The 24,561-nt window shown below is 35.7% G+C and carries 19 protein-coding genes; 5 read left to right on the top strand and 14 right to left on the bottom strand.

The window, feature by feature from the left end:
- Window positions 1–42 precede the first annotated feature (42 nt).
- Window positions 43–774: a tRNA pseudouridine(38-40) synthase TruA gene (gene truA, locus AC4AGG_RS09140; RefSeq protein ID WP_489771691.1), complete on the top strand. Its 732-nt coding sequence runs from the start codon at window positions 43–45 to the stop codon at window positions 772–774.
- A gap of 24 nt (window positions 775–798) precedes the next feature.
- On the opposite strand, the gene AC4AGG_RS09135 is transcribed toward truA, so the two are convergent.
- Window positions 799–1,740 (bottom strand): hypothetical protein, encoded by a 942-nt coding sequence (locus AC4AGG_RS09135; protein WP_489771690.1) that lies wholly within the window; start codon window positions 1,738–1,740, stop codon window positions 799–801.
- A 210-nt stretch (window positions 1,741–1,950) separates the two neighbouring features.
- Here AC4AGG_RS09135 and AC4AGG_RS09130 point away from each other — a divergent pair, with 210 nt between their 5' ends.
- Together AC4AGG_RS09130 and AC4AGG_RS09125 are read left to right on the top strand one after the other, a co-directional pair.
- Complete coding sequence (locus AC4AGG_RS09130; protein WP_489771689.1) at window positions 1,951–3,690, top strand: ABC transporter ATP-binding protein; 1,740 nt, start codon at window positions 1,951–1,953, stop codon at window positions 3,688–3,690.
- A 27-nt stretch (window positions 3,691–3,717) separates the two neighbouring features.
- Window positions 3,718–3,933, top strand: a complete 216-nt coding sequence (locus AC4AGG_RS09125) for a hypothetical protein (RefSeq protein ID WP_489771688.1) — start codon at window positions 3,718–3,720, stop codon at window positions 3,931–3,933.
- A gap of 151 nt (window positions 3,934–4,084) precedes the next feature.
- Here the strand turns inward: AC4AGG_RS09125 and groL are convergent, their stop codons facing one another.
- From groL to AC4AGG_RS09085, 8 genes are all read right to left on the bottom strand, one after another.
- Complete coding sequence (gene groL, locus AC4AGG_RS09120; RefSeq protein WP_489771687.1) at window positions 4,085–5,710, bottom strand: chaperonin GroEL; 1,626 nt, start codon at window positions 5,708–5,710, stop codon at window positions 4,085–4,087.
- A gap of 105 nt (window positions 5,711–5,815) precedes the next feature.
- Window positions 5,816–6,094: a co-chaperone GroES gene (locus AC4AGG_RS09115; protein ID WP_489771686.1), complete on the bottom strand. Its 279-nt coding sequence runs from the start codon at window positions 6,092–6,094 to the stop codon at window positions 5,816–5,818.
- A 135-nt stretch (window positions 6,095–6,229) separates the two neighbouring features.
- The gene (locus AC4AGG_RS09110) at window positions 6,230–7,144 is read right to left on the bottom strand and encodes a helix-turn-helix domain-containing protein (RefSeq protein ID WP_489771685.1); all 915 of its coding nucleotides are present in this window, start codon (window positions 7,142–7,144) and stop codon (window positions 6,230–6,232) included.
- Window positions 7,145–7,232: 88 nt separating this feature from the next.
- On the bottom strand, window positions 7,233–7,724 hold the full coding sequence (locus AC4AGG_RS09105) for a hypothetical protein (protein ID WP_489771684.1): 492 nt from the start codon (window positions 7,722–7,724) through the stop codon (window positions 7,233–7,235).
- A 283-nt stretch (window positions 7,725–8,007) separates the two neighbouring features.
- Window positions 8,008–8,244: a T9SS type B sorting domain-containing protein gene (locus AC4AGG_RS09100; protein WP_489771683.1), complete on the bottom strand. Its 237-nt coding sequence runs from the start codon at window positions 8,242–8,244 to the stop codon at window positions 8,008–8,010.
- A gap of 446 nt (window positions 8,245–8,690) precedes the next feature.
- Complete coding sequence (locus tag AC4AGG_RS09095; RefSeq protein ID WP_489771682.1) at window positions 8,691–10,394, bottom strand: right-handed parallel beta-helix repeat-containing protein; 1,704 nt, start codon at window positions 10,392–10,394, stop codon at window positions 8,691–8,693.
- A gap of 90 nt (window positions 10,395–10,484) precedes the next feature.
- Window positions 10,485–12,854 carry a M1 family metallopeptidase gene (locus tag AC4AGG_RS09090; RefSeq protein ID WP_489771681.1) on the bottom strand — a complete coding sequence of 790 codons (2,370 nt, stop codon included), beginning with the start codon at window positions 12,852–12,854 and terminating at the stop codon, window positions 10,485–10,487.
- A gap of 87 nt (window positions 12,855–12,941) precedes the next feature.
- The gene (locus AC4AGG_RS09085) at window positions 12,942–13,520 is read right to left on the bottom strand and encodes a HupE/UreJ family protein (RefSeq protein WP_489771680.1); all 579 of its coding nucleotides are present in this window, start codon (window positions 13,518–13,520) and stop codon (window positions 12,942–12,944) included.
- 56 nt (window positions 13,521–13,576) lie between these two features.
- On the opposite strand from AC4AGG_RS09085, the gene AC4AGG_RS09080 reads away from it, so the two are divergent.
- Window positions 13,577–14,074, top strand: coding sequence for a DUF6702 family protein (locus AC4AGG_RS09080; protein WP_489771679.1), 498 nt, complete (start codon window positions 13,577–13,579; stop codon window positions 14,072–14,074).
- Here the strand turns inward: AC4AGG_RS09080 and AC4AGG_RS09075 are convergent.
- The 3 genes from AC4AGG_RS09075 to radA are packed head-to-tail and all read right to left on the bottom strand — an operon-like array spanning window position 14,071 to window position 16,456.
- Window positions 14,071–14,655, bottom strand: coding sequence for an acyl carrier protein phosphodiesterase (locus tag AC4AGG_RS09075; protein ID WP_489771678.1), 585 nt, complete (start codon window positions 14,653–14,655; stop codon window positions 14,071–14,073). The two genes, AC4AGG_RS09080 and AC4AGG_RS09075, sit on opposite strands and share 4 nt — an antisense overlap.
- A gap of 39 nt (window positions 14,656–14,694) precedes the next feature.
- Window positions 14,695–15,054 carry a DUF2255 family protein gene (locus tag AC4AGG_RS09070; protein WP_489771677.1) on the bottom strand — a complete coding sequence of 120 codons (360 nt, stop codon included), beginning with the start codon at window positions 15,052–15,054 and terminating at the stop codon, window positions 14,695–14,697.
- A gap of 52 nt (window positions 15,055–15,106) precedes the next feature.
- Window positions 15,107–16,456, bottom strand: coding sequence for a DNA repair protein RadA (gene radA, locus AC4AGG_RS09065; RefSeq protein ID WP_489771676.1), 1,350 nt, complete (start codon window positions 16,454–16,456; stop codon window positions 15,107–15,109).
- Between the two features lie 194 nt (window positions 16,457–16,650).
- On the opposite strand from radA, the gene AC4AGG_RS09060 reads away from it, so the two are divergent.
- The gene (locus AC4AGG_RS09060; protein WP_489771675.1) at window positions 16,651–16,872 is read left to right on the top strand and encodes a hypothetical protein; all 222 of its coding nucleotides are present in this window, start codon (window positions 16,651–16,653) and stop codon (window positions 16,870–16,872) included.
- A gap of 130 nt (window positions 16,873–17,002) precedes the next feature.
- On the opposite strand, the gene AC4AGG_RS09055 is transcribed toward AC4AGG_RS09060, so the two are convergent.
- Together AC4AGG_RS09055 and AC4AGG_RS09050 are read right to left on the bottom strand one after the other, a co-directional pair.
- A complete protein-coding gene (locus tag AC4AGG_RS09055; RefSeq protein ID WP_489771674.1) occupies window positions 17,003–23,677 on the bottom strand; it encodes a fibronectin type III domain-containing protein in 6,675 nt (2,224 codons plus the stop codon).
- A gap of 177 nt (window positions 23,678–23,854) precedes the next feature.
- Window positions 23,855–24,561 (bottom strand): T9SS type A sorting domain-containing protein (locus tag AC4AGG_RS09050; protein WP_489771673.1); only part of this gene is annotated, 707 nt, incomplete at its 5' end.

The following is a 24,561-nucleotide window of genomic DNA, read 5'->3' as shown; positions in this document are numbered from 1 at the left end:
AAAAGAAATATAAATGTTTATTTTTGCAAAAAAATTTCGGTCTTGCGTTACTTCATTCAGTTTGCTTATCAGGGAAAAAATTACTTCGGTTATCAGATTCAGCCAAAGGATATTTCTGTGCAAGAAGTTCTCGAAAAAGCACTTTCCACCATTCTAAGAGAAGAAATCAAGACAACTGGCGCAGGAAGGACGGACACAGGAGTCCATGCAAAAAAAATGTTTGCCCATTTCGATACCGAAAAGCATCTCAATGAACATTTGATATATCAGCTTAATTCTTTCCTACCACCCGATATCTCGGTACAGAAAATTTTCAGAGTAAAGGAGGATTTTCATGCTAGATTTGATGCCACTCATAGGACTTATGAATATTATATTTCTTTAAAGAAAAATCCTTTTACACAAGATTCGGCTTGGCAATTTTGGAGAAGGAATTTGGATATCGAAAAAATGAATGAGGCCTGCAAAATTCTTTTTGAATATGACGATTTCGAAAGTTTTTCCAAAGTAGGCGCAGATAACAAGACCACCTTTTGCAAAATCTACAAAGCAGAATGGGAACAAAATGGAACCGAACTCAAATTCACGGTTTCTGCTGACCGATTTCTTAGAAATATGGTAAGAGCCATTGTTGGAACAATGGTAGAAATTGGTGCAAGAAAAATCCAACCAGAAGATCTTCGAAAAATAATTGAAGCTAAACATCGAAACGCCGCCGGAAGTTCTGCTCCTGCTCATGGACTATTTTTGGTTGATGTTGGGTATGATTTCTAAGTCTGCGTTTCAGGGTTTTACAATTTATTTTTTAACCATTGACGTTATTGTATCTTCAAAACAGACATCAATATAATCAATATAGAACTTAGAATAATAGCCCATTAGAAAGAAATAAAAATACATATGCATTTTCAATTTTGTCATAAATGATGAATCATATTCTATTCTAAGTTTATTATCCTTCAACTCTGTAGTCTTAAATGTAGGAAGAAACCTAAACGTGTTATCATCCGTTTTAACAATTGTCTGATAGGCAAAATAATTTTCAATCGGTAAAGTGGGAATAGGCGAAAAAGGATTTTCAATTTTTGTTTTAAACAAAACTTCTTTATTACGACCTTCTGAATCAACTCTTAAGACACTAATTGAGATATTGGGCTGTCCAATATGCCCATGATTAAGCAACTCCCTAAATTTCTCTTCATCGAAATCAATTATTAAAAAGTATTCATCAGACATTTTTAATAATCTTTGATGTGACTTTAATCTATTTTTCACATCTGCTTCAAAAGAGAAAAAGTAATCAATTAGCCTATTAATGTATCGTATCCATGCAGTTTCATCATAGTAATACTGTATAACACCTAGTTTCCATTCAAGGTTCCTATCTATAATAACCTTCTTTTCAAAGCCAACAAAATCACTGATATTTTTAAAGTTATGTTTATTATCTTTTACTTGCCAAAAATCATTTTCGAAATTTTGACCGCAATCACAACTTCTCAAATGCCTTTCATTAGATTCCTCTTCCCATGATGGATTATTTAAAGCTTTAACTATAAGTTCCCCTTTTTTGAAAAAATTCCATTCAGCAAAGCTAATTCTTGAATCCTTAATGAAACTAATGATTAGTTCTTTATCAAATCTTAAGGCACTATCTGAAAGTTCATCCAAATCCTTCAGACTTTCATAATAGTAATCCTCTTTAAAATCTCTAATACCATTTATCGTTTTTACTTTCAACACATCCGAATTCTCTTGAAGGAAGTAAAAAAAAAGAATCTAAAAAATAATCATCTTGAGCATCCATCAAAACTAACTTTGGAACTACTTAAATCAAATTTAACATTTTTTTTGAACTTATAGATTCTAAAACAGAAAGATTTCCACGAAAAACAATAAATAAAAATACATATTAGACTAATTCCCTATTTTTGCACTGACTTTCAGAAAATGAGTAAAAATCAAAGCACTTGGCAAATTATCCAGAGACTCTTCCGAATCGGAATGAAGTTTCGGTCATGGTTTATTTTCACCCTGATTATATCCATTGTTTTATCCGTTGTTTCAACCTATCGTCCGTATTTGACAATGCAAATCGTCGATACCGATATCATCAAGTTAAAAGACAAAGCCTTGATGATGAAACATATCTATTGGCTTGTTGGACTCGTTTTTATTGAAACTGTTTTGAACTTTTTCTTGGTTTATTTTTCTAATTTCATTTCTCAGAATGTTATCAGAGATATCAGAGAAAGATTATATAATAAGCTTATCTATTTCCGAACATCCTTCTTTGACAAGACGCCAATAGGGCAATTAGTAACGAGAGCTGTAGGCGATGTAGAAACGATTGCAACAGTTTACACGGACGGATTCCTCATGGTTTTTGGAGATATTTTGAAAATTATTTTCGTTCTGTTTTTCATGTTTCAAACCGACGCTAATCTAACCTACATTTCGTTGGTGATTCTTCCTATAATGGTTTTGATTACAAGATTTTTTCAAAAAAAATTAAAGAAAGCCTTTGGTGACGAACGAACATGGACTGCAACTCAGAACTCTTTCGTCCAAGAGCGATTAGCTGGGATGCAAATTATCCAGGTTTTTAATCGTCAAAAGCAAGAATACGAAAAATTTGACTCTATTAATATTTCTCTCAAAGCTGCGCTTTTGAGAACAGTATTTATCTTTTCTTTGTTCTTCCCTGTTGTAGAGCTTATTTCGTCCCTATTCATTGGATTTGTACTTTTCTACGGAGGTTATGTAACGATTTCTGCGGGTGTTGTCATTGCTTTTATACAGTACATTTCGATGCTCATTCGTCCTTTGAGACAAATTGCTGACCGTTTTAACAATATCCAAAGAGGAATTGTAGGCGCAGAAAGAGTTTTGGGAATGATGGATGAAGACATGGCTATGCCGAATAATGGAAAGGAGAAAAAAAATCACTTCGAAGGAAAAATTGAATTCAAAGATGTTCATTTCGCGTATGACGACAAGCAAGAAGTTTTGAAGGGAGTTAGTTTCAAGGTAAATCCTGGCGAAAGCGTAGCTATTGTTGGCGCAACTGGAGCAGGAAAATCGACCATTATCAGTCTTATCACGCGTTTGTACGATATTAATTCTGGTCAAATATTAATTGATGACGTCGAAGTTAGAGACTATGAATTGCATAGTCTTAGAAATCATATTGGAGTAGTACTACAGGACGTTTTTCTATTTCATGGAAGCATCTACGAAAACCTTGCTTTTGGTGACGAAAGTATAACTTTGGAGAAGATTAAAAAGGCCGCCAAAGAAATTGAAGTGGATGATTTCATCCAACAATTACCTAACAATTACGATTATGTGGTAAGCGAGAGAGGAAGTTCGATTTCTTTAGGACAAAGACAATTGCTTTCGTTTTTGAGAGCGTACCTTTCTAATCCAGAAATCCTCATCCTGGATGAAGCGACCTCATCGATTGACCCAGAAAGTGAAAAACTCATCCAAAAAGCTACCGAAAAAATCACAAAAAATCGTACTTCGATTATTATTGCGCATCGACTTTCAACCATTGAAAAAGCTGACAAAATTATCGTAATGGATCGCGGAAAAATAGTTGAAGAAGGAAGACACGAAGAACTTCTATCACAAAATGGATATTACGCTTCTCTTTACAAAGGTCAAATTCACAAGGAAGAAAACTAAATTTAGAATAAAACCTCATTAACCATTATGGAATCTAACATCGAAGACGAATTTGCTAAACTAAAATCCGAGCTCAAAAAACTAGGAATTGAAGTCCTGAAGATTGTGAAAGTAGGTAACGGATCAATGGATTTTCATGAAGTTCATTACCAATCTCCTCGTTATGAAGAGGTAAAAACAGTGTATCTACAAAGACACAAAATCGATGAACTTATCGAACAGTTCATGGAAACATATTCTTGATATTCGGTTTTGTAAAATTGAATGCAACTAAAAATACAGTTGATACGTTTTCAAAAAAAATAAAAAAATCCGCTCAAAATAATTGAACGGATTTTTTATTATTTAGATTGCTTCGTCGCTCGTTTCCTCGCTTCTTGCAATAGCTTGAATATTACATCATTCCTGGCATTCCACCTCCCATTGGCATAGCAGGTTCGTCCTTTGGAACTTCAGTAATTACACATTCTGTAGTTAATAACATACCAGCAACAGAAGCTGCATTTTCTAAAGCAACACGTGTTACTTTAGTTGGGTCGATGATACCCGCTTCAAGCATATTAACATATTCGTCAGACTTCGCGTTGTAACCGAAATCACCAGAACCTTCTGCTACTTTAGCAACGATAACAGAACCTTCTCCTCCTGCATTAGCAACGATTTGTCTCAATGGCTCTTCAATTGCTCTTTTAACAATCTTAATCCCTGTATTCTCATCTTGGTTTTCTCCAGAAACGCTATCCAATGCAGTAATTGCTCTTACTAAAGCAACACCACCACCAGCAACGATTCCTTCTTCAACTGCCGCTCTTGTTGCATGCAATGCATCGTCAACGCGGTCTTTTTTCTCTTTCATTTCTACTTCAGATGCAGCACCAACATAAAGTACAGCAACACCACCAGCTAATTTAGCCAATCTTTCTTGAAGTTTTTCTTTATCGTAATCAGAAGTAGTTGACTCGATTTGAGCTTTGATTTGGTTAACTCTTGCTTTAATTTGAGTTTCGTCACCACCGCCATTTACAATGGTTGTATTATCTTTATCGATAGAGATTTTTTCAGCAGTACCTAACATTTCCAAAGTAGCGTTTTCCATAGTGAAACCTCTTTCTTCAGAAATAACTTGTCCACCTGTAAGAATTGCGATATCTTCTAACATTGCTTTTCTTCTGTCCCCAAATCCTGGAGCTTTAACCGCAGCAATTTTAAGAGAACCTCTTAATTTGTTAACGACTAAAGTAGCCAAAGCTTCTCCTTCAACTTCTTCAGAAATAATTAATAAAGATTTCCCTGCTTGAGCAACTGGTTCCAAAACTGGAAGCAACTCCTTCATTGAAGAAATTTTCTTCTCTACCAAAAGGATATAAGGATTATCCAATTCGGTTGTCATTTTTTCTGGATTGGTAACGAAATATGGAGATTGGTAACCTCTGTCGAACTGCATACCTTCTACAACATCAACAGTCGTATCAATACCTTTAGCTTCTTCAACAGTAATTACTCCTTCTTTACCTACTTTTCCGAACGCTTCAGCGATTAAAGAACCGATAGTTTCGTCATTATTAGCAGAAACAGAAGCTACTTGCTTGATTTTTTCAGAAGAATCTCCAACTTCTTGAGATTGAGACTTCAAATTAGCAACTACTGCTGTAACCGCCTTGTCGATACCTCTTTTCAAGTCCATTGGATTAGCTCCAGCTGCAACGTTTTTAAGACCTTCTCTCACGATAGCTTGTGCTAAAACAGTAGCAGTCGTTGTTCCGTCACCAGCGATATCATTGGTTTTAGAAGCTACTTCTTTAACCATTTGAGCTCCCATATTTTCAACTTTATCAGCTAATTCAATTTCTTTAGCTACAGAAACACCATCCTTAGTTACATGAGGTGCCCCGAAAGACTTCTCAATAACCACGTTTCTACCTTTTGGACCTAAAGTCACTTTAACTGCATTCGCTAATGCATCTACTCCTCTTTTAAGAGCATCTCTTGATTCGATATCGAATTTTATTTCTTTTGCCATTTTAATTTAGATTTTAGATGTGAGACATGAGATATTAGACTCAAACTCGCTTTATTTTTTTATTAATTGTCTTGTATCTGATTTCTGAAATCTTGGTTCTATTAATTAACCAACAATTCCCAATAAATCAGACTCTCTTACGATAAGATAATCTTTACCATCGAACTTCAATTCGGTTCCTGAATATTTTCCATAAAGCACTTTATCACCAACATTAACTGTCATTGGTTCATCTTTTTTACCTGGACCTACTGCAACTACGGTTCCTTCTTGTGGTTTTTCTTTCGCAGTGTCCGGAATGATAATTCCTGAAGCGGTTTTTGTTTCGGCAGCGGTTGGTTCAACAAGAACTCTGTCTGCTAATGGTTTAAAGTTTACTGACATAATATTTTTAAATTTTAGTTAATTCTACATGGGGATTCTCCAACAATGTGCCAAATTGATGGATGGTAGGCGATGGAAGGTGGATGGTAAAAATTGGCAGAGATTTTTAACCGATGTAGAAATTTTGGCAGAACTTTATCCCTCGTTTTTCAAATTTTTTATAAACTCAGAAGGCGGAATTCCTAGCTCTTCTTTGAAAGCTTTATAAAAATCCTCAGCTCTCTTGTATCCCGACTCTTCAGCGAGATGACTGATTTTATATTTCTTGTAATCACTCTCAGTTTCTAAAAGCCTACGAATACGTCCTATCCTTAACCCATTGATATAAGTATTGAAATTTCTTTCTTTATTTTTTTCAATAATCTTCGTTAAAAACTTGGAGCTAATTTTAAAATCTTGACTCAATGATTGCAGATTGAGATCTTGATTGAGAAATCGCTCATCATTCTCAAATTGTGATAATCGACTCAATACTGTATTTTCGAGTTCTGCACTAATCAATTCGGTTGGAGTACTTTCTAATTCTTGTTGTAGGGGATTAGCTTCATCTCCTTTTGATGAATCCGTCTCTTTTGTATCTGTAGATTCGATCTTATCGGTCATAAATTTAGAACTCTGTTTGCGTCTAATTTTGAAATAAATAAAAACTCCCAAAATGGAAATCCCTAGAAACACAACCACGAAAAACAGCATCTTTTTCATAATTCCATCAACCGCACTTGCATTATCGAAATTTTGATTAAGACTACTAATTGTTTTATTAACGGCTTTGAGTTCTTCTGCTGTCAATTTCTCTTTAACAACATCAGCAGAATCTGTATAACGATGGTAATTATCATTATCTCTGACTTTATAATAACTCTTCGCTAAAATCGAATACAATTTGAGTTTAATCGGATATTCTTTAGTTTTTATATCACCTTCAATAACCTTCAGACTATCAATCGCTCGCTGCGCATCGGTATAATAATAATTTTGAGAAAGTAGAACATAGGAGTTGTTTTTAATTAGTCTTTTGAAAGGCAATCCTTGAGACTTATGAAGCGCCATTAATGCGTATTTCTCGCTTAACTTCAGTTCCTCATCATGCAAGTAAAACTCCGAAAGATCATTATAAATAATTGAAAAAAGTAATTTATTAAGCGTGATTTTCTTTACTCTTATTAAGCTCTAGAGAATTAAGCGTCCTTTGACTAATGTATATTGCCGAATCAGTCCTATTTTCAAGGTAATTAATCTTCGCAGATTCCCGCATTAAGGTCGCTTCAAGCCAGTCGTTTTCTGGATTCAAAGGAAGATCATTCAAATATTGAAGACCTTGATACAAAGATTTTTTCGCATTGGCATACATGTTTGCAGTTCGAAATTGCGTACTAAGCATTCCATACGAACGTGCAATCAATCCAGAGTTAGATGTCTTATTAGCAAATTCCAATGCCTTATTAGCATAGTAAATAGCGGAATCTTTTTCACCCAAAAGTCCCTTTGAGATAGATATATTAAGGCAAGTGAGGGATTTTATTTCGGAGTCATCATTAGAAAGAAGTAATTTTCTCGCTTCCGAAACCGAGGTCTCCGGGTCTTCAGACTGCTGAATTTCTAGCCTATCCAAGATACGCCTAGCTTGCATATCTTTATTTTGCCCGAAACTAGGTAAAAAAAGTAAAAAAATTAGACCAAAAAGGGGCCTTTTGCAAATATTTAGAACGATGGAAAGCCATAACCTTCCCAAAAGCACACAATTTTTCTCCATGATTCATTTTTATCAAATTGAACTTTCAATAGAACAAAACGTGTCTTTTGAAGCTAAATTAATAAAAAAATTTCTACAATGCATTCTATTTCACTAAAAAAACACAGCACCGTTTCAACTAAAACAGCAAAGCACAATGATTGTGGCTAATATAATCTAATTATTTATTTTTAAGCAAAATCCAATGATTCATTTTAACTACTTGCCCTGAAGACGGCTCCGTCCATTCGACATGATACCAATAAGTACCCGTTGGTAGCTTCATTTGCCTGTAAGTTCCGTCCCAAATAAATTGATTACTTACAGAACCTTCAAAAACTTGAAAACCTAACCTATCAAAAATCAAAAAACCTGCTATCTCTCTTATCAACCAATAAGGATAAGTCAATTCTATCATTTTTATTATCCCAATTTGGAGTTAAAGTATTAGGAATAGTTATTACCGAAAACTTACTTGTTATATCACACGTATCATTACCACGTACTTCAATCGTATGCTTCCCTTTAGCTAAGTTATTTAAATACACATAATTGCCAACTATCTCCACCTCAGAACTCCCGTCAACACTATAAAAATAAGGAGATAATCCACCTAAAATACTTATCACAGCATAATTTTCTTGTTTTTTTTACAAATTTAAATAAAGTTTTTCGATTCCACTTTTTCGACTTTTTAATCTCGTCTCTTCTAAAATAAACAAAACAGCTTTTTGCAAGTCTTAGATGATGCCTATTTTAGTAAAATAGTTTTGCCAAAAAAAAGACTGTAAGCAGATTATTGGATACAAAAAAAGTCTAACGAAACAATCAATAGACTTTTTTTATAGGCGGTCAAGAAAAATATTATTCCTTCACTATTTTCTCACTATAAAAATTCTCCGAATCAAAAACCGTAATAATGTAAGCTCCTTTTGCAAGATCGCTGACGTCGATTTTATTATTTTCAATTTTTCCTTGCTTCACAACTTGTCCAACAAAGTTGGTAATTCGGTAAGATTCATAAGATTGTATCGCCGAAATAAATAAAAAATCCACAACAGGATTTGGATAAAAACTAACGTTCTGCTTTTCGGTTGTTTCAGAAATCGCTAAGATTTGTTGCAGTTCGTAAGCACCCAAGTCTATACTTGTACCGATTAACCTTGGATTATTTCCTAAATCAGTTGAGCTTCCTACAGTTGTTGTAGAGACCGTATTATAAAGTGCATTGCCTCCATAATTAACACCCGGACTTGTTGTCTGAAGTCTATAATTAGCGTTTGCAAAATTTTGAAACAAAGGATTAACACCAACTAAATTATTAGATCCATAAGTATTTTCTTGGAAAATATTTCTTCGAAAATCCTTCGTACTTTCATCTGTACCAATCATGTTTTGATCTACATCCTTCAACTTGGGGGATATCGAAGTATTATTGTAAAAAATCGAATTATAAATATTAGTTATCCTGTTATAAGCACTACTTGAAGCATATCTAACATGAGCCAAAGCTGTATTTTGATTGGACACAAAAGTAGAATTGGCGATGTAGGCTTCCATATTATTAAATATTGCGCCTCCCATATTTGCAGCAGAATTTTCTTCAAACAAAGAGTTCACGATATACATCCGATCTCCATTATGAACTGCACCTCCAGATTGCATGGCAGAATTTTCCTCAAATACAGAATTAGTTACTGTTAATATATGATTATTCTCAATCGCCCCTCCATTTTCATCCGCAGTGTTAGATGTGAATGTAGATCTTGAAATATTCAAATCAAAATAATTGATATGGATCGCACCACCACTTTCATCCGTATGATTGTTTTCAAAGGTGCATCCTTCGATAATCATATTTTGTCCCCAAGTATAAATTGCACCCCCATTTCTTGATGAAGAATTATTGATAAATTGACAATTTCTGATGGTTACGTCATCATCCCAATTATGAATTGCACCTCCTCCATTTGAATTGACATTTGCGGCAGTATGAGAATTATTCTGAAAAACACAGTTTTCTACTAGTTGATGACCTCCCCAACGAATATAAACTGCACCAGCCCCTCTCTCTGATGTAGAAACATTATTAAGAAATCGACAATTTCTTAGAACAACATCTCCTGCAAAAATGAAAATTGCACCACCTCCTGAATTAGGATTTGTCCCTCCTGTAACCGTTCCTGTTACATAACCATTCTGGAAGGTCAGTCCATCAGCGTGGAATCCACTTTCATCTATTTGCATTATCTGAGTTGTAGATTGTCCATCCAAAATAGTGGGATTTGCTACATAATTTCTTTGATTCAAACTCGTCTCATTTCCTACAAATCCACCATACAACCTGATGTTACTAGAGGTAACCTCAAGTGTTTGCGAAATATTGTAGGTACCTCTTCTCAGCCAAAGTTGACTATTAGGGACCGCATTGGCTAAGGCATTTTGAAGTGTTGACGAATTCGCCCAAGAAGTACCGCTCCCATTTCCGCTCCCATTTATAGAAACAAATATTTGAGCGTTGAGAATGTTGGTTATGAATAATAACCAAATAAAGATTGTGTTTTTCATTACATTAATTAGGTAATTCTGCAAAAATAAAAATATAATCTAACAGCATTACTTAACAAATGTTATGTAATCAATCCTCTCAAAAAAAGACTATTTCTTCCCTGCAGCCTGCATTGGGTTGACTCTTCCGTTAGACGCTCCTCTTACAGATTTTTCTTTTTTCTGCTTGAAAACTTTGAATTTTGAAACAGGTTCCTCCGAACCACCCCAATAATTATTAGAAACATCAATATCGGCCGTCTCACGCATTGGATCCAACTGAACCGACTTCATTTTCTGATTAAAATAGTATGTTTTAACTACCTTATTTTCGTCTTTTCTCCATATCTGAGCCGGAATTCTATCTTGCAATTTCGTTCCATCCTCCATCGTGAATTCGAGGATTATTGGCATCACCATTCCTCCTTTGTTGGCAAATTCAATTTGATAAGCTTTGATATTTTCGAATTTTTTCTTTTCAGATGAAGGAACTTTTTCCCAATTATCCTCCTCATAGGAATATTGCTTATTAACATCTACTTTCTCTAAACCACGGTCATATCTCCAATAAAAATCTTGTAAAGACTTGTCTTTATCAGTTAAGAACGTAATGTTTTTATCTTCTCTATTTCTTTTTTTAGAAATATCATCAAATTCGGGATTTTCTGGTTTATCAACCGTATAAGTATTTTTTCTAAGCTTCGGAATTGCTTCTAAATCAGGTTCAGCAACTGTAACCTTCTCAATAGAAATATCCACTGGATCAATTCCAAAAAACCAACCCCTCCAAAACCAATCAAGATTCTCTCCACTCGCATCGTTCATTGTTCTAAAGAAATCTGCAGGCTCAGGATGACGGAATGCCCATCTTTTGGAATAGGTTTTAAATGCAGAATCAAACAATTCTCTTCCAACCACCGTCTCTCTCAAAATATTAAGACCTGTTGCTGGCTTTGCGTATGCATTAGGACCAAAATGGATAATATTCTCAGAATTGGTCATGATAGGTTCTAGCTGATCCTTCGGTAGCCTCATATAATCAACAATTGTATAAGCTGGACCTCTTTTGGAAGGAAAATTATTATCCCATAGTTCTTCTGTCAGATATTGTACAAAAGTGTTAAGTCCCTCATCCATCCAACTCCATTGTCTTTCGTCCGAATTAATAATCATTGGAAAGAAATTATGCCCTACCTCATGAATAATTACGCCAATCATTCCATTTTTTATAGCTTCGGTATACGTTCCATCCTTTTCTGTCCTACCATAATTGAAACAGATCATCGGATATTCCATTCCATTAGAAGCTTCGATAGATTGAGCAACTGGATATGGATAAGGAACAGTAAATTCAGAATAAGTTTTTATGGTGTGTGCAACGGCCTTTGTAGAATACTTTCTATACAAATGATAAGCTTCTTTTGGATAAAAGCTCATACACATGACATTGTTATTATTTTCAGGAATATGAAGTTTCATAGCATCCCAACAGAATTTTCGCGAAGAACCCCATGCAAAATCTCGCACATTATCCGCCTTGAAAACCCAAACTTTCCTTTCTTTAGATTTGCTCTTTTCAGCTTTTTGTGCCTCTTCCAAAGTAACAATCTCTATAGGTTCTGAAGAATTTTCTGACTTTCTATATCGAGCTAATTGCTCTGGTGTAAGTACTTTATCATAGTTAATACATTCGCCTGTCGATGTTACCATGTGGTCTGCAGGGACATTCATCGTTACTTTATAATCACCAAACTCTAATGCAAATTCTCCCCCTCCTGTGAATTGATTATTTTGCCAACCTTTGAAATCACTATAAACACATAGTCTTGGAAACCACTGCGTAATCGTAAAAAGATGATTACCATCCTCTGGAAAATACTCGTATCCTCCACGGCCTCCACGCTCTATACGATTAGGAATATTGTAGTTCCAATCAATTTTGAAAGTCAATTTCTCTCCACTTTTCAGTACTTTGGGCAAGTCAATTCTCATCATTGTTTTATTAATGATATAAGGAAGCGCCTTACCTGAGTCATCGGTAACCTTCTCAATATTTACACCATATCCATTATCTTTTTCAGGAAAATCAGTTGGACGCAATTTATCAGTTGACGAAAACTCAGGAAAATAATTAGAAGCCTGATAATCGGCGTTATTAACACTAGATTGTTGATTTTCATCCAACTGCAACCACAAGTAATCCAAATTATCAGGAGAATTGTTATGATAAGTAATTGTTTCTGAGCCTTTCAAATTTAATTTTACTTCATCCAGATACGCTTGTATATCATAATCTACTCTTTGTTGCCAATATTGATGACCCGGCGCACCAGATGCTGCCCTATAACCATTAGGAGAAGGCAGGATGGTCCCTAGTTGTTCGAACTTGTTCCCGTGATTGCTTTCGGGGTTATTTCGGGTATTCTGAGCCGAAACGCCAGAAAAAATCAAAAGAAAAAGTAAACAAATCTGCTTCAACATAGATTAAATTTTGTGGTTGAATTTTACAAATCTCAAAAATAATTAATATTTGTTGAATACAAAGTCAAATTGTTACAAAAATCCTTATCAAAAAGGAAATCTTTCCAAAATCATTTTTAAAGAAAATAAAAGAACGCCTATGGAAAGGAACAATAACCACCTTGATTGAGAAATTTTAAAAAAGTAATTAATCCCTAAAAATAAAATTCCAAGACCTGAAGCAATCACTACTTGACCTAACTCCACCCCTACATTAAAGCCCAAAATTGGAAATACCAAAGACTGTTCTTCAGCCAACATTATCCTAACGGTATTAGCAAAACCTAGTCCGTGAATTAATCCAAAAATCAACGCAAGAAAATAATTGATTTTTATAAGTCTTTGTGGCTTTTTACAAAAGATAATATTATCCAGAGCTGTCAAAAATATCGTCACCGGAATCAAAAACTCCACCCACTCCGATGAAACAGGAATAACATCTAAAACAGACAAAAACAAGGTCGCCGTATGACCAATGGTAAAAGCAGTAATGAGAATTAAAATTCTTCGAAGATCTCTAAAGTTATAAGCAGCGACCAGCACCAATAAAAAAAGCTGATGATCCAGGGCCTCCAAAGAAACAATATGTTCCCAACCGATTTTAAGATAAAATAGAAAATCACTCATACTTTGGCTGAAAATTTGAAACTGCGATGTTACAAAAAAATTCTAATTTTGGGCTAATGAAAAAAATAGTCATCATACTCCTTATTTCAATAGCGGTATTGAGTTCGTTTTCTCTCCATCCTTACCACGTCGGTTCGGTGGAATTTAATTATAATTCGAAATCGAAAGGCTTTGAAGTCACCGGAAAATTCTTTGTGGACGACCTGGAAAATACTTTAAAGAAAGTTTACAAAAAACCAATTTACCTAGAAGGGAAAACTCCACAACAAGAAGCCAATCGAATGGTTTCTGAATATGCTATACAAAACATTCAGCTTAAAGTTAATGGTAAAATACAAAAACTTGATTTTGTCGGTTACGAAATCGAAAAAGAAAGTGTCTATATATACCTAGAATCACCTGCCGTTTCTCGTCCAAAAAAAATAGAGACTTACGTCAAAATGCTTTTTCAGCAATACGACGATCAGATGAATATCGTACATATCATTATTAATGGAAATCGAAAAAGTCAAAAACTAGAGAATCCTAATCAACACTTTTCGGTATCACTTTAGTCGAGATCGGCTTCAATATTTTTAACAAAACTGAGCAAATCAGGAAAGAAACGGTCATAATGCTTTTGCAATTGCTCTTTATTCTCGAGAAAAAGTTGGAAAACAGGGAGATCTTTTTCTAGATATTTAGCTTTATTCAAAACATTTCGCATACTGTAATCAATTCCCAAATCTTCTCGGTAATTGTACAACCAATCGTCTGATTCCATACGCGTTAGCCTTTCACGAAAAGCATCAGGAAACAAAGAAATATCCTGATGCAAAGCTCTGTAAACCCTAAGAGAATGTTGCTTCCAATCGGCAGACAACATAATTTTTTGATCGTTTGCTAAAAAATAATCCATCGCCACATCCACAAATGCCCCCGAATAGAGTCTAACCAAAGGACTGAAAATTTTTTTTGCTTCCGAAATTTCAGGATGTGTATCGGTAAAAGTATCAATTGCCCTATGCAAAAGTATACCCTTCTGAATCTCCTTAGGATAAGAAAAACGCTCACTATTTCGGATATAATCTTCCAAAAATTGACCAACAATCTGTCCATCAGAAAAAGCTAAAAAAGAGTGCGCGAGGTAATTCATTATGAAAATCGAAATATAAAGTTTAACATAAATGCTATTTTAACGTTCAAAAATCTCAAATTCCATGGTATAATCCACAAATTCTGGTTGAGAAATCCCAATAGCATATTCCCTATTTCCTGGTTGATGGTACTTTTCTAAATAAGCTTTATTAATTTCTAGATTAATAGCATCATTTTTATCCACTTTAATGCCTTTAACATCAATAACTATTTTTCCCAATTTAATTTGACCAACACCCGCTTTGATAAACTCTGTAAACCAGCTCCTTTCACTTTTATTCCAACTTCTAGAAAAGAATCTACCCCTAACTTCAACCATCCAAATCTCGGTAAACCGCTCTCTTTTCAAACCTCCCTTTATCTCGACTAAGGTATTTTCAGATAAAAAATCTGACATAACTTTATTGTACATATGACTTTTGTTTACAAATGATAATTAAACTAAAGTTTCAAAAAAGTAATTCAAAAAAATCTTCAATCTTGCCTACTTCGACTATAGATATACCAAACTTCTTTTTCGGAATTTTATTTAAAGATGAAAGAAAAATTTTTTCAAAGCCAAGCTTCTCAGCTTCAGAAATACGTTGCTCTATTTGAGGAACAGGCCTAATTTCTCCACTCAAACCAATTTCACCAGCAAAACAAAATTGCTCAGAAATGGCAACATCTGCATTAGAAGATAAGATACATGCAATCACCGCTAAATCCAGCGCAGGATCATCTGTCTTAATTCCACCAGCAATGTTGAGAAAAACATCTTTTGCTCCAAGTTGAAATCCAGCCCTCTTTTCCAAAACTGCTAAAAGCATATTAAGCCTTTTGGCATCAAATCCAGTAGAACTTCTTTGTGGAGTACCATATACTGCAGAACTCACCAACGCCTGAATCTCTAATAACATAGGGCGATTTCCTTCCAAAGTAACTGCAACCGAGTTTCCAGAAAGTTCTTCGGATTTTTTGGTAATTAAAATTTCGGATGGATTCTTTATTTCTTTTAGCCCTTGAGAAATCATTTCATAAATACCAATTTCTGCAGTAGAACCAAAACGATTTTTATTGGCGCGAAGAAGGCGGAATAAATGATTGCGATCACCATCAAAGTTAAGAACTACATCAACCATATGTTCTAAAACTTTTGGACCAGCAATTTGTCCATCTTTGGTAATATGTCCTACCAAGAAAACAGGAGTATTATTCTCCTTAGCAAACTTAATAATCTCATTAGAACATTCTCTAATCTGCGAAACTGTTCCAGGCGAACTTTCAATTAACTGGGATTGCAAAGTTTGAATGGAATCAATAATGACAAAATCAGGTTGCAACTTTTGTGCTTCATGAATAATTTTCTCTAAAGATGTCTCTGTAAAAAGAAAACAATTAGGGTTCTGAACATCAGTTAATCGATCTGCTCTCATCTTAATCTGTGAAGCGCTTTCCTCTCCAGAAACATAGAGAATCTTCTTTTTCATCTTCAAAGCTAATTGAAGAAGCAAAGTAGATTTACCAATTCCAGGCTCACCACCAATCAAGGTTACAGAACCCAGAACGATCCCTCCACCTAAGACCCTATTAAGCTCTTCCGAAGGAGTCTTGATCCGAGGTTCTTCTTTGGTTTCTACCTCAATAATATTAATGATGTGATTTTTCTTCAATTTGGAAGCATGACTTTTGGAAGCTGGTTTTTCAACCACCTCCTCAACTAGAGTGTTCCACTCACCACAGTTTTTACATTGTCCGAGCCACTGCGGATATTGGGTGCCACAATTTTGACAGAAATATGCTGTTTTTAGTTTTGCCATATCAAAAAGGAAAAGCTAATCTATTAGTATTGAAAATGAAATTTAATACATCTTTTTAGTATTTCATTACTTAAAACGAATTCAGCAAGATGTAAATATTAAGACTTAAACTAGTCGGTTTTACCCATCACACAAAAGTAATCAATGTTATTTAAAAAAAAATTATATTTGCATAACATAAAAAATAAATGAATATGAAAAAGTTAATTTCTATGTTGGCTATCGTTGCATTTACATTTGCAATGGCTCAGGAAACGCCAAAAAAATCTTGTTGTGCTGGTAAAGACAAAAAAGAATGTTCAACAAAAGATAAGAAAGCTTGTGCAAGCAAAGACAAAAAAGCTTGCTCAACAGATTCTAAAGAGAAAAAAGGATCTTGTTGCGATACTGCAAAAAAAGATAAAAAAGCTGCTTAATTATAGCTCTCTTTTAAGAAAAAAGAATCTCAATATTTTGAGATTTTTTTTTGCCCAATACCAAAGCATTTACCAAAAAAAGAAAGCCGATGAAATCATCGGCTTTCTATATTTATAAGGTCTGTTACAATTATTCTTTAATGAATTTGAACGTACCCTTCGTTGACTTATTATCGATATCAATCACGTAGACACCGTTAATTAGATTTCTCACGCTTACAATACCTCCAACAATTTTTCCAGCTTGTACTAACTGTCCAGCCTTGCTATAGATTTTGTATTCAGCACCATCATTAACCATTGCAACATTAAGAACATCAGTTGTTGGGTTAGGATAGATGGTCATCTGCGTAATTGGGATCATATTACTTGCATTAGGTTTAGAAATTCTAACCATATAGTCTTCAACCTCACCATTAGCAAAGGCAGAACACATTGCAGGCATACCCAATCTACTCATCGCCACTCTCATCACCACAAATTTAGAATCAGATAGACTTACATAAGCATTAGCTGGTACATTGAATGTTGCAGTTACAGGACTAACTTGACTTGGCGCCGAATTAAGAATCTTCTCATCATTGGAGAATAATCCATCTCGGTTAAAGTCAATCCAAGCAGTAACTCCCTCATCATAACTTGTTCCTGACCATTCTTTAGATACCGAAATTCTATTACCAGTAGAACCTTGAACTAATTCAATAACAGCTGCAGGAGTACCTAAGTAACTTGTATAACTAGAAGCACCAGAGTCGTTAATCATTTGATTGACAGTAACATTTGAAATATGTTCAGCAGTAGATGAAAGTCCTAACATCGAACAGTAAGAAACCATTGGTGTTGTAAACACATAAGAATGTGTCCATGTTGCAAGAGTTCCACTACAAACATTAGCCACCTGTACTTCATACTGAGTCATCTCTTCAAGATTCATCATCAAGTAAGTATTGGTAGTCAAATTAATTGTAATCCAAGTATTGCTTCCAACCTTTCTGTATCTTAAAACATAGGTTGCACCTGCAAACGCATTCCAATCAACCTGAGCCTGAGAAGTAGTCACATTGGTTATTACTAGACCAATTGGTGCCATGTCACAAGTTGGCATAGTTTGGAAAACTTGCGCAGTTGCAAACGGATTAATTGCGCCAGAGCATTCAGAAGCCACTGCTACTTCGTATGTAGTATAAGGATTCAATCCAGTCAAAGTATATGATGTACCTGACATCGGAATAGTAATCCAAGTTCCGGATCCCACTTCACGATAACGGAACACATATGTTCCAACTGGAACAGCATTCCAGGTTACAACTGCGGAATTACTCGTAACATTAGAGACTGTCAAGTTAGTCGGTGGTGTAGGATCACAAGGTGTATCAAACGGAACATTTGTAAATGTACCTTCAACTCCACTACAAACTGCTGCTACCTCTACTTCGTAGCTAGTATAAGCATCAAGACCTGTCATTGAGTAAGAGTTAGTTGCAGCTGGATAAGCTGATGGTACTGCAATGGTAGCAGTCCAAGTAGTAGATCCAACTGGACGATATCTTACAATATATGATGCGTTACCTGCATCTTGTGGCCAAGTTGCCACCGCAGAATTGTGAGTAATACTACCAACCGTCACAGCAGGTGCTGCTGTAGAACAAATTGCAATTCTAATATTATCAATCGCAGCAGGAGGCATATCTCCACCACTACCATCATTTCTCCACTCAAATACCAATCTCATCGTCTGACCTGCAAACGCAGATAGATTAACCGAACCGTTAAAATAAGATTGCCAAGTATTTTTATCTAAGAAGTTACCTGCTACTTGAATTCTTTGACCAGCTAAAGCTGTAATCTGTGTACCCGCAACAGGAGTATAATTACTCGCTCTCACAAGCCATACTCTGAAATAATCATAATTGGTAGAGGTAGCAGAGCCTTCTCCATCAGCAATCCAATCAAAAGAAACGATTGCGTTAGTAGTTCCAAGAGGAACTGTAATATCTCTATATGCCTGCACTACACTTGTTGTGTGAGAATAGGCATGCGTTACACCATTGTCATTGGAAATGTAGATTGAGTTTGCTGGATTACCTGCTGCAGAACCATAGTACCACTTGTTAGTTTGAGTTCCATTAACAAAGGTAAAATCTACAGGTCCAGTCGTGAAAGGCTGTATATAAGGTATCGTTGCAGGTATCTGAGCCGTAGTAAAACTTCCTCCCGGCATCCAGAAACTATAATCTCCACCACCACAATTAGATCTTACCCAGAAATAATAAGTTGTATTAGGAGTAAGTCCTGCTAAAGCAGCAGAAGTGGTTGTTGTAGAACCTGTAGGTATTGTTGTACCCACTGGTGCAGTATTAGTTGTTGAAATATAATATTGATATCCATTCGCAGGAACTGGATTTGCTGCAGTCCAAGTAATATTAGCAGTTGTTGCTGTAATAGTATTAGAACCTAAAGCAGTCGGAACCTGACAAGTTGGAATTGATAAGTTAATGTTATCAATTGCACCTGGAGGATTAGTACCTCCACTTCCATCATTTCTCCATGAGAAAACTAGCCTCATAGTCTGTCCAGCAAATGAACTCAAATTAACGCTTGGGTTAAAATAAGTTTGCCATGTAGATTGTGCAAAGAAGTTACCTCCAATCTGAATCCTTCCTGCACCAGCTGTTATCTGAGTCCCAGCTGTAGGAACAAAAGTAACCGGCACCATCCATACTCTTAAGTAATCCCATGTTCCCGTTTCTCCTAGAGCTCTCCAATCAAAGAACAATGTAGCTAAAGCTGGACTCGCAGGAATTGTAATATCACGATAAGCATGAACAACACTAGAGGTATTATTAGTATAAGCATTGGTTACACCATTATCATTTGATATATATATACAGTTCGCAGGATTTCCAGCGGCAGATCCGTAATACCATTGATTGGTTTGTGTTCCGTTAACAAAAGTAAAATCAACAGGTCCAGTCGTAAAAGGCTGAACATATGGTAACGTTGTTGGAATTTGCCCAGTTGTAAAACTACCACCTGACATCCAATAACTAGTTGATGTTCCACAATTAGATCTTACCCAGAAATAATAAGTTGTATTTGGAGTAAGACCTGTCAAAGCAACTGAAGTAGTTGTACTTGAACCAGTCGGAATTGATGTAGCAACTGGTGCTGTATTAACTGTTGAAAGGAAATACTGATATCCATTAGAAGGAGCAGGACCAGCTGCTGTCCAACTGATCGTTGCACTTGTTGGGGTAATTGCACTATATGCTAAAGCTGTTGGTACTTGACAATCTGGAATTACAAGATTGACATTATCAATTGCTCCTGCTGGATCAGTTCCAATAATACCATCATTACGCCATGAGAAAACCAATCTCATGGTTTGACCCGCAAAACTACTTATATTCAAAGTAGGATTAAAATAATTTTGCCAAGTCGATTGAGCAACTAAGTTACCACCTACCTGAATCCTTCCAGCACCCGCTGCAATCTGAGTTCCTGCTACAGGTGTGAAAGTTGTCGGTACTAACCAAACTCTCAAATAATCATACCCAGTTTCTCCCATTGCTCTCCAATCAAAGAAAAAAGTAGCAAGTGTAGTCCCAGCAGGAATTACGATATCACGGTATGCATGTACAGTACTCGATGCATTATTAGTATAAGCATTGGATACGCCATTATCATTGGATATGTAGATAGAGTTTGCTGGATTACCCACCGCAGAACCATAATACCATTTATTGGTTTGCGTACCATTAATAAATGTAAAATCATTATTAGTAGTAAATGGCTGTACATAAGGTAAATTAGCAGGTACAATAGTTGTTGTAAAACTTGTACCACCTACCCAAGAACTGCTTTCTGTTGCGCTACAAATAGCACGTACCCACCAATAATAAGTGGTATTTTGCAATAATCCCGCTAAGTTTGCAGTTATTATACCAGCTGCGGTTGTACCTGTCGGAACAGTTGCTGCTGTAGGCGCAGTATTAATAGTTGACACATAATACTGATATCCATTTGCAGGAGCAGGTGTTGGAGCTGTCCAACTTATGGTAGCTGTTGTTGCACCTACCGCAGAAAAAGTAAGTCCTGAAGGAGCATTACAAGTAGGAGCAGCAGTTAATAATTTGACCGCATAATCTTCAATCTCCCCATATTGGAAACCCGTACAAGGATCAGTTGGTAAAGCATCATAAGTCAAAATTACTCGCATTCTTGTATTAAGCCCACCGTTATAAGCACCTACTGGAACTGTAAAGGTAGAAGTTACAGGAGTTACTTGACTTGGAGCAGAACTAAGAACTTGTTCAGTAGTTTCAAAAACACCATTTCTATTAAAGTCAATCCATGCAGCAACTCCTTCATCATATAAAGTCCCTGACCAACCTTTAGAAACAGAAAGCTGATTATTGGTTGATCCGATAACTAAATTGATAAGTCTAGATGCATCAGTAGTATAATCACTATAGGTACTTGCGGTTGATGTACTACTCATTACAGATGCACCATTTGGTGTCATCGTAACATTAGAAATCCATTCATCTGTAATCGTTTGAGAAGCAACAGAACAATAGGTTAAAGCAGGAGTAGTAAAGTTCACAGAAGCAGAATAACTTCCTGGTACTCCAGAACAAACATAAGCAACCTGTACCTCATACTGTGTTGACTCTGCCAATCCTGTAAGAGTATAGGTGTTAGTTGTCAATCCATTTATTGGTGTCCAAGTAGGATCAGAAACTTTCTTATATTGCAAATTGTAAGTTGCACCAGTTGCTGCATTCCAGGTAACCACAGCAGAACTTGCTGTTACGGCAGAAACGACAACACTAGTAGGTGCCGCACTTGTACAAGTTTGCATTGCAGCTACTGTAGCAGATCCAATTGCATAGAAAACATTACCAATAGAACTTACTCTAATCTTAACAGTAGAACCTGTTGCTAAACCTGTAAACTGAAAATTCTCACTTCCATCATTAGGTGTAGAAGCAAAAGCAACAATCCAAGTAGTACCATTATTGGTTGTGTAATCTATTTTAACATTTGCAGAATTATATGGAGCAGCATTAGTATTAACTACATCCCAAGTAATTGCACCCGCTCCGTTATTATACACTGTCGTGGATGTTACTCGGAAAGGTCCATCACTACCAACTGTGATAACTTGCGTTGCTGATTGAGTTTGTTGAGCAGTTGCTGTTGCATTATTATCACGAACTGTGAAAGCAAAATTAGTTGTTCTAGGAACTGTCGAAACAGCCTCCCATAACCCATTGCTATTATTTAAAACTCCATTTAATACAGAAGAAAGTCGAGGGAAATATCTTGTTGCATTAGTTCCTGGCAACATCGATCTAAAGGAAGCACCAGATGTTGTATTACCTAAGTTAGTATTATTTGTGGTCACTGCAGCGTCATCAACTTCCTCCCAAGTATAAGTCATGGGATCATTTTCAGGATCGGTTGCTGAGCCAGTAAGAACAAAAGCTGTCCCTTTAGGAATACTATATGCTGGTAACGCAGCTATTACAGGTGGATTATTTGTAATTGCCGTCTCAATATCACAAGTCTTATTATTCAAATTTGTTTGAACCTGACTAATACTGCCAATATGAAAGTAAGGATCAGAATTAGCTTGAACATCCGTTGTAGCACCTGTAATCCCTGCATATCCCATAATTGTACTTCCAGAACCTGGCTCCATATTAACACCAGAACCTTCAATATTATGCGAAAAAGTATGATTTGCACCAAATTGGTGTCCCATTTCGTGAGCTACATAATCGATATCAAAGGTGTCACCAGAAGGAATTCCATTGGCAGGTGAAGTATACCCAGATCCTTTACCATTTGGTGTAGTAGTCGTAGGATTAATACAAATACAACCAATACAACCCGCATTACCCCCACCTCCTGAGGCACCAAACAAATGACCAATATCGTAATTAGCATTACCAACAACGGATGTCAATGTTGTTTGAAGTTGCGAATTCCAGTTATTCATCCCAGAAGCAGGAGAATAAGGATCTGTAGCTGCATTAGTATAAATTAATGCTGGGTAATTTTGCATAATCAAGCGAAGTGCAAAATCTTTTTCGAAAACCCCATTAACTCTTGTTAAAGTCGCGTTCATTGCTGTAAGAGCTGCAGCTGTACCTCCAAAATAAGTAGTATATTCTGCAGTAACAGACAATGCTAACCTTAAAGTTCTAAACTTCTTATCAGAGTTTCTCGAGAAATTGGTAACATTATGATTAAATGTAGATCCTTTCTTATATAAATCCGCAACCTGTTTTTTTGATAGAACATTTTCGTCCATTGAACAGATAAAAGGCTTATCCCCTGTTGACTTAGTCTTAGGAAAAACCCTATATACAGTTTTATCAGAATTAGCAGGTTCAATGAACTCGTAACCGCTTGGGCCAATGATCATCGACTGAAAATCATTAGGTGCCAAACTGAACCTAATGTATTTCGATGGATCATCAATTCCCACTCCGGCGTAAGAACCTAAATCATACTGACTTGCTAGTTCTTTCACCATTACAGGAGCACTGTAGATCTTGAATCTTTCAACCTTTCCTGAAAGCACAGGAATAGAAATTTCTATCCCGCGAGCATAGGCTCCAGATTCTTCAGCTCCTTTAAGTTGACTCTTAAGCAAATCAATATCTAATTTGAAAAACACCCCGTTCTCAGAAGCGTTTCCTGTCTTTTCTCCCGACATACTCGTAGGGCTCCATTGAGCTAGAGATCCTACAAAAACACCAAAGAGAAGTAAAAAAGTAAAGAGTTTCTTCATAACTTCCTAATTATATTTATAATCTACAAATCTAGTAATTTTTTTATTATATAAGACATTATATGGCGATAATTTTGACAATTTTACAAGAAAATCAAAAAAATGCAATAATAAAAAAAACCAATGCAAAATCGCATTGGTTTTTATCAATTTAAAAGAAGACTAATAATATTTAGCTTATTTTTTGACAAATTTAGCAGTGTGCATCACATCCTTTTCTTTTATTGATATGATATAATTTCCAGTCACAAGATTTGCTACATTAATCTTATTATCCTTTAATCTACCAGAATTAACAATCTGACCAATCTCGTTATAAATTATGAACTCAGCCTTGTTACTAACTTTGGTAATATTCAATACATCTGATACAGGATTAGGATAAATATCAATCACCAAATTAGTATTTGTTTCCTCAACCGCAAGTGACCCAACGGTAAAAGCTCTTGAGAGGTTGTATGTATAATCAGTACCTGCAGCCATAACAACTCCTGTAGAAGTTGCAATACTAAAACTTCCGCCATTGTCATATATACCGTCACCATAAGAATCCGCGATATTAAATGTATAACAACCTGCTGAAAGAGCCCAATTCTGCGTAATAACAGCTGGCATCGCAGTAGTGTCAGAATAAGGACCCCCACTGTACAAGGTTGTTCCTGCGCTATTCTTTAAAGTCCAAGAAACCTCAGAACCCCATGTATCATTTTGTAATGTAAATACATAATTAGTTAGTCCGGAGTTCGCAATAGTTGGAGCAGTATAAGCCAATGACAAGGCATTGTTAGTACTTCTTTGGTCAGTCACTCCATTAGCAGATGTAATTTGCAAATTCAAAGTCCCCGATGGAAAACTTGTTGGAATTGGCAATGATACAATAGAAT

Source organism: Chryseobacterium sp. CG10_8 (assembly GCF_058117085.1).
Note: the sequence above shows the minus strand (reverse complement) of the source record. Positions and strands in the feature narration are given on the sequence as shown.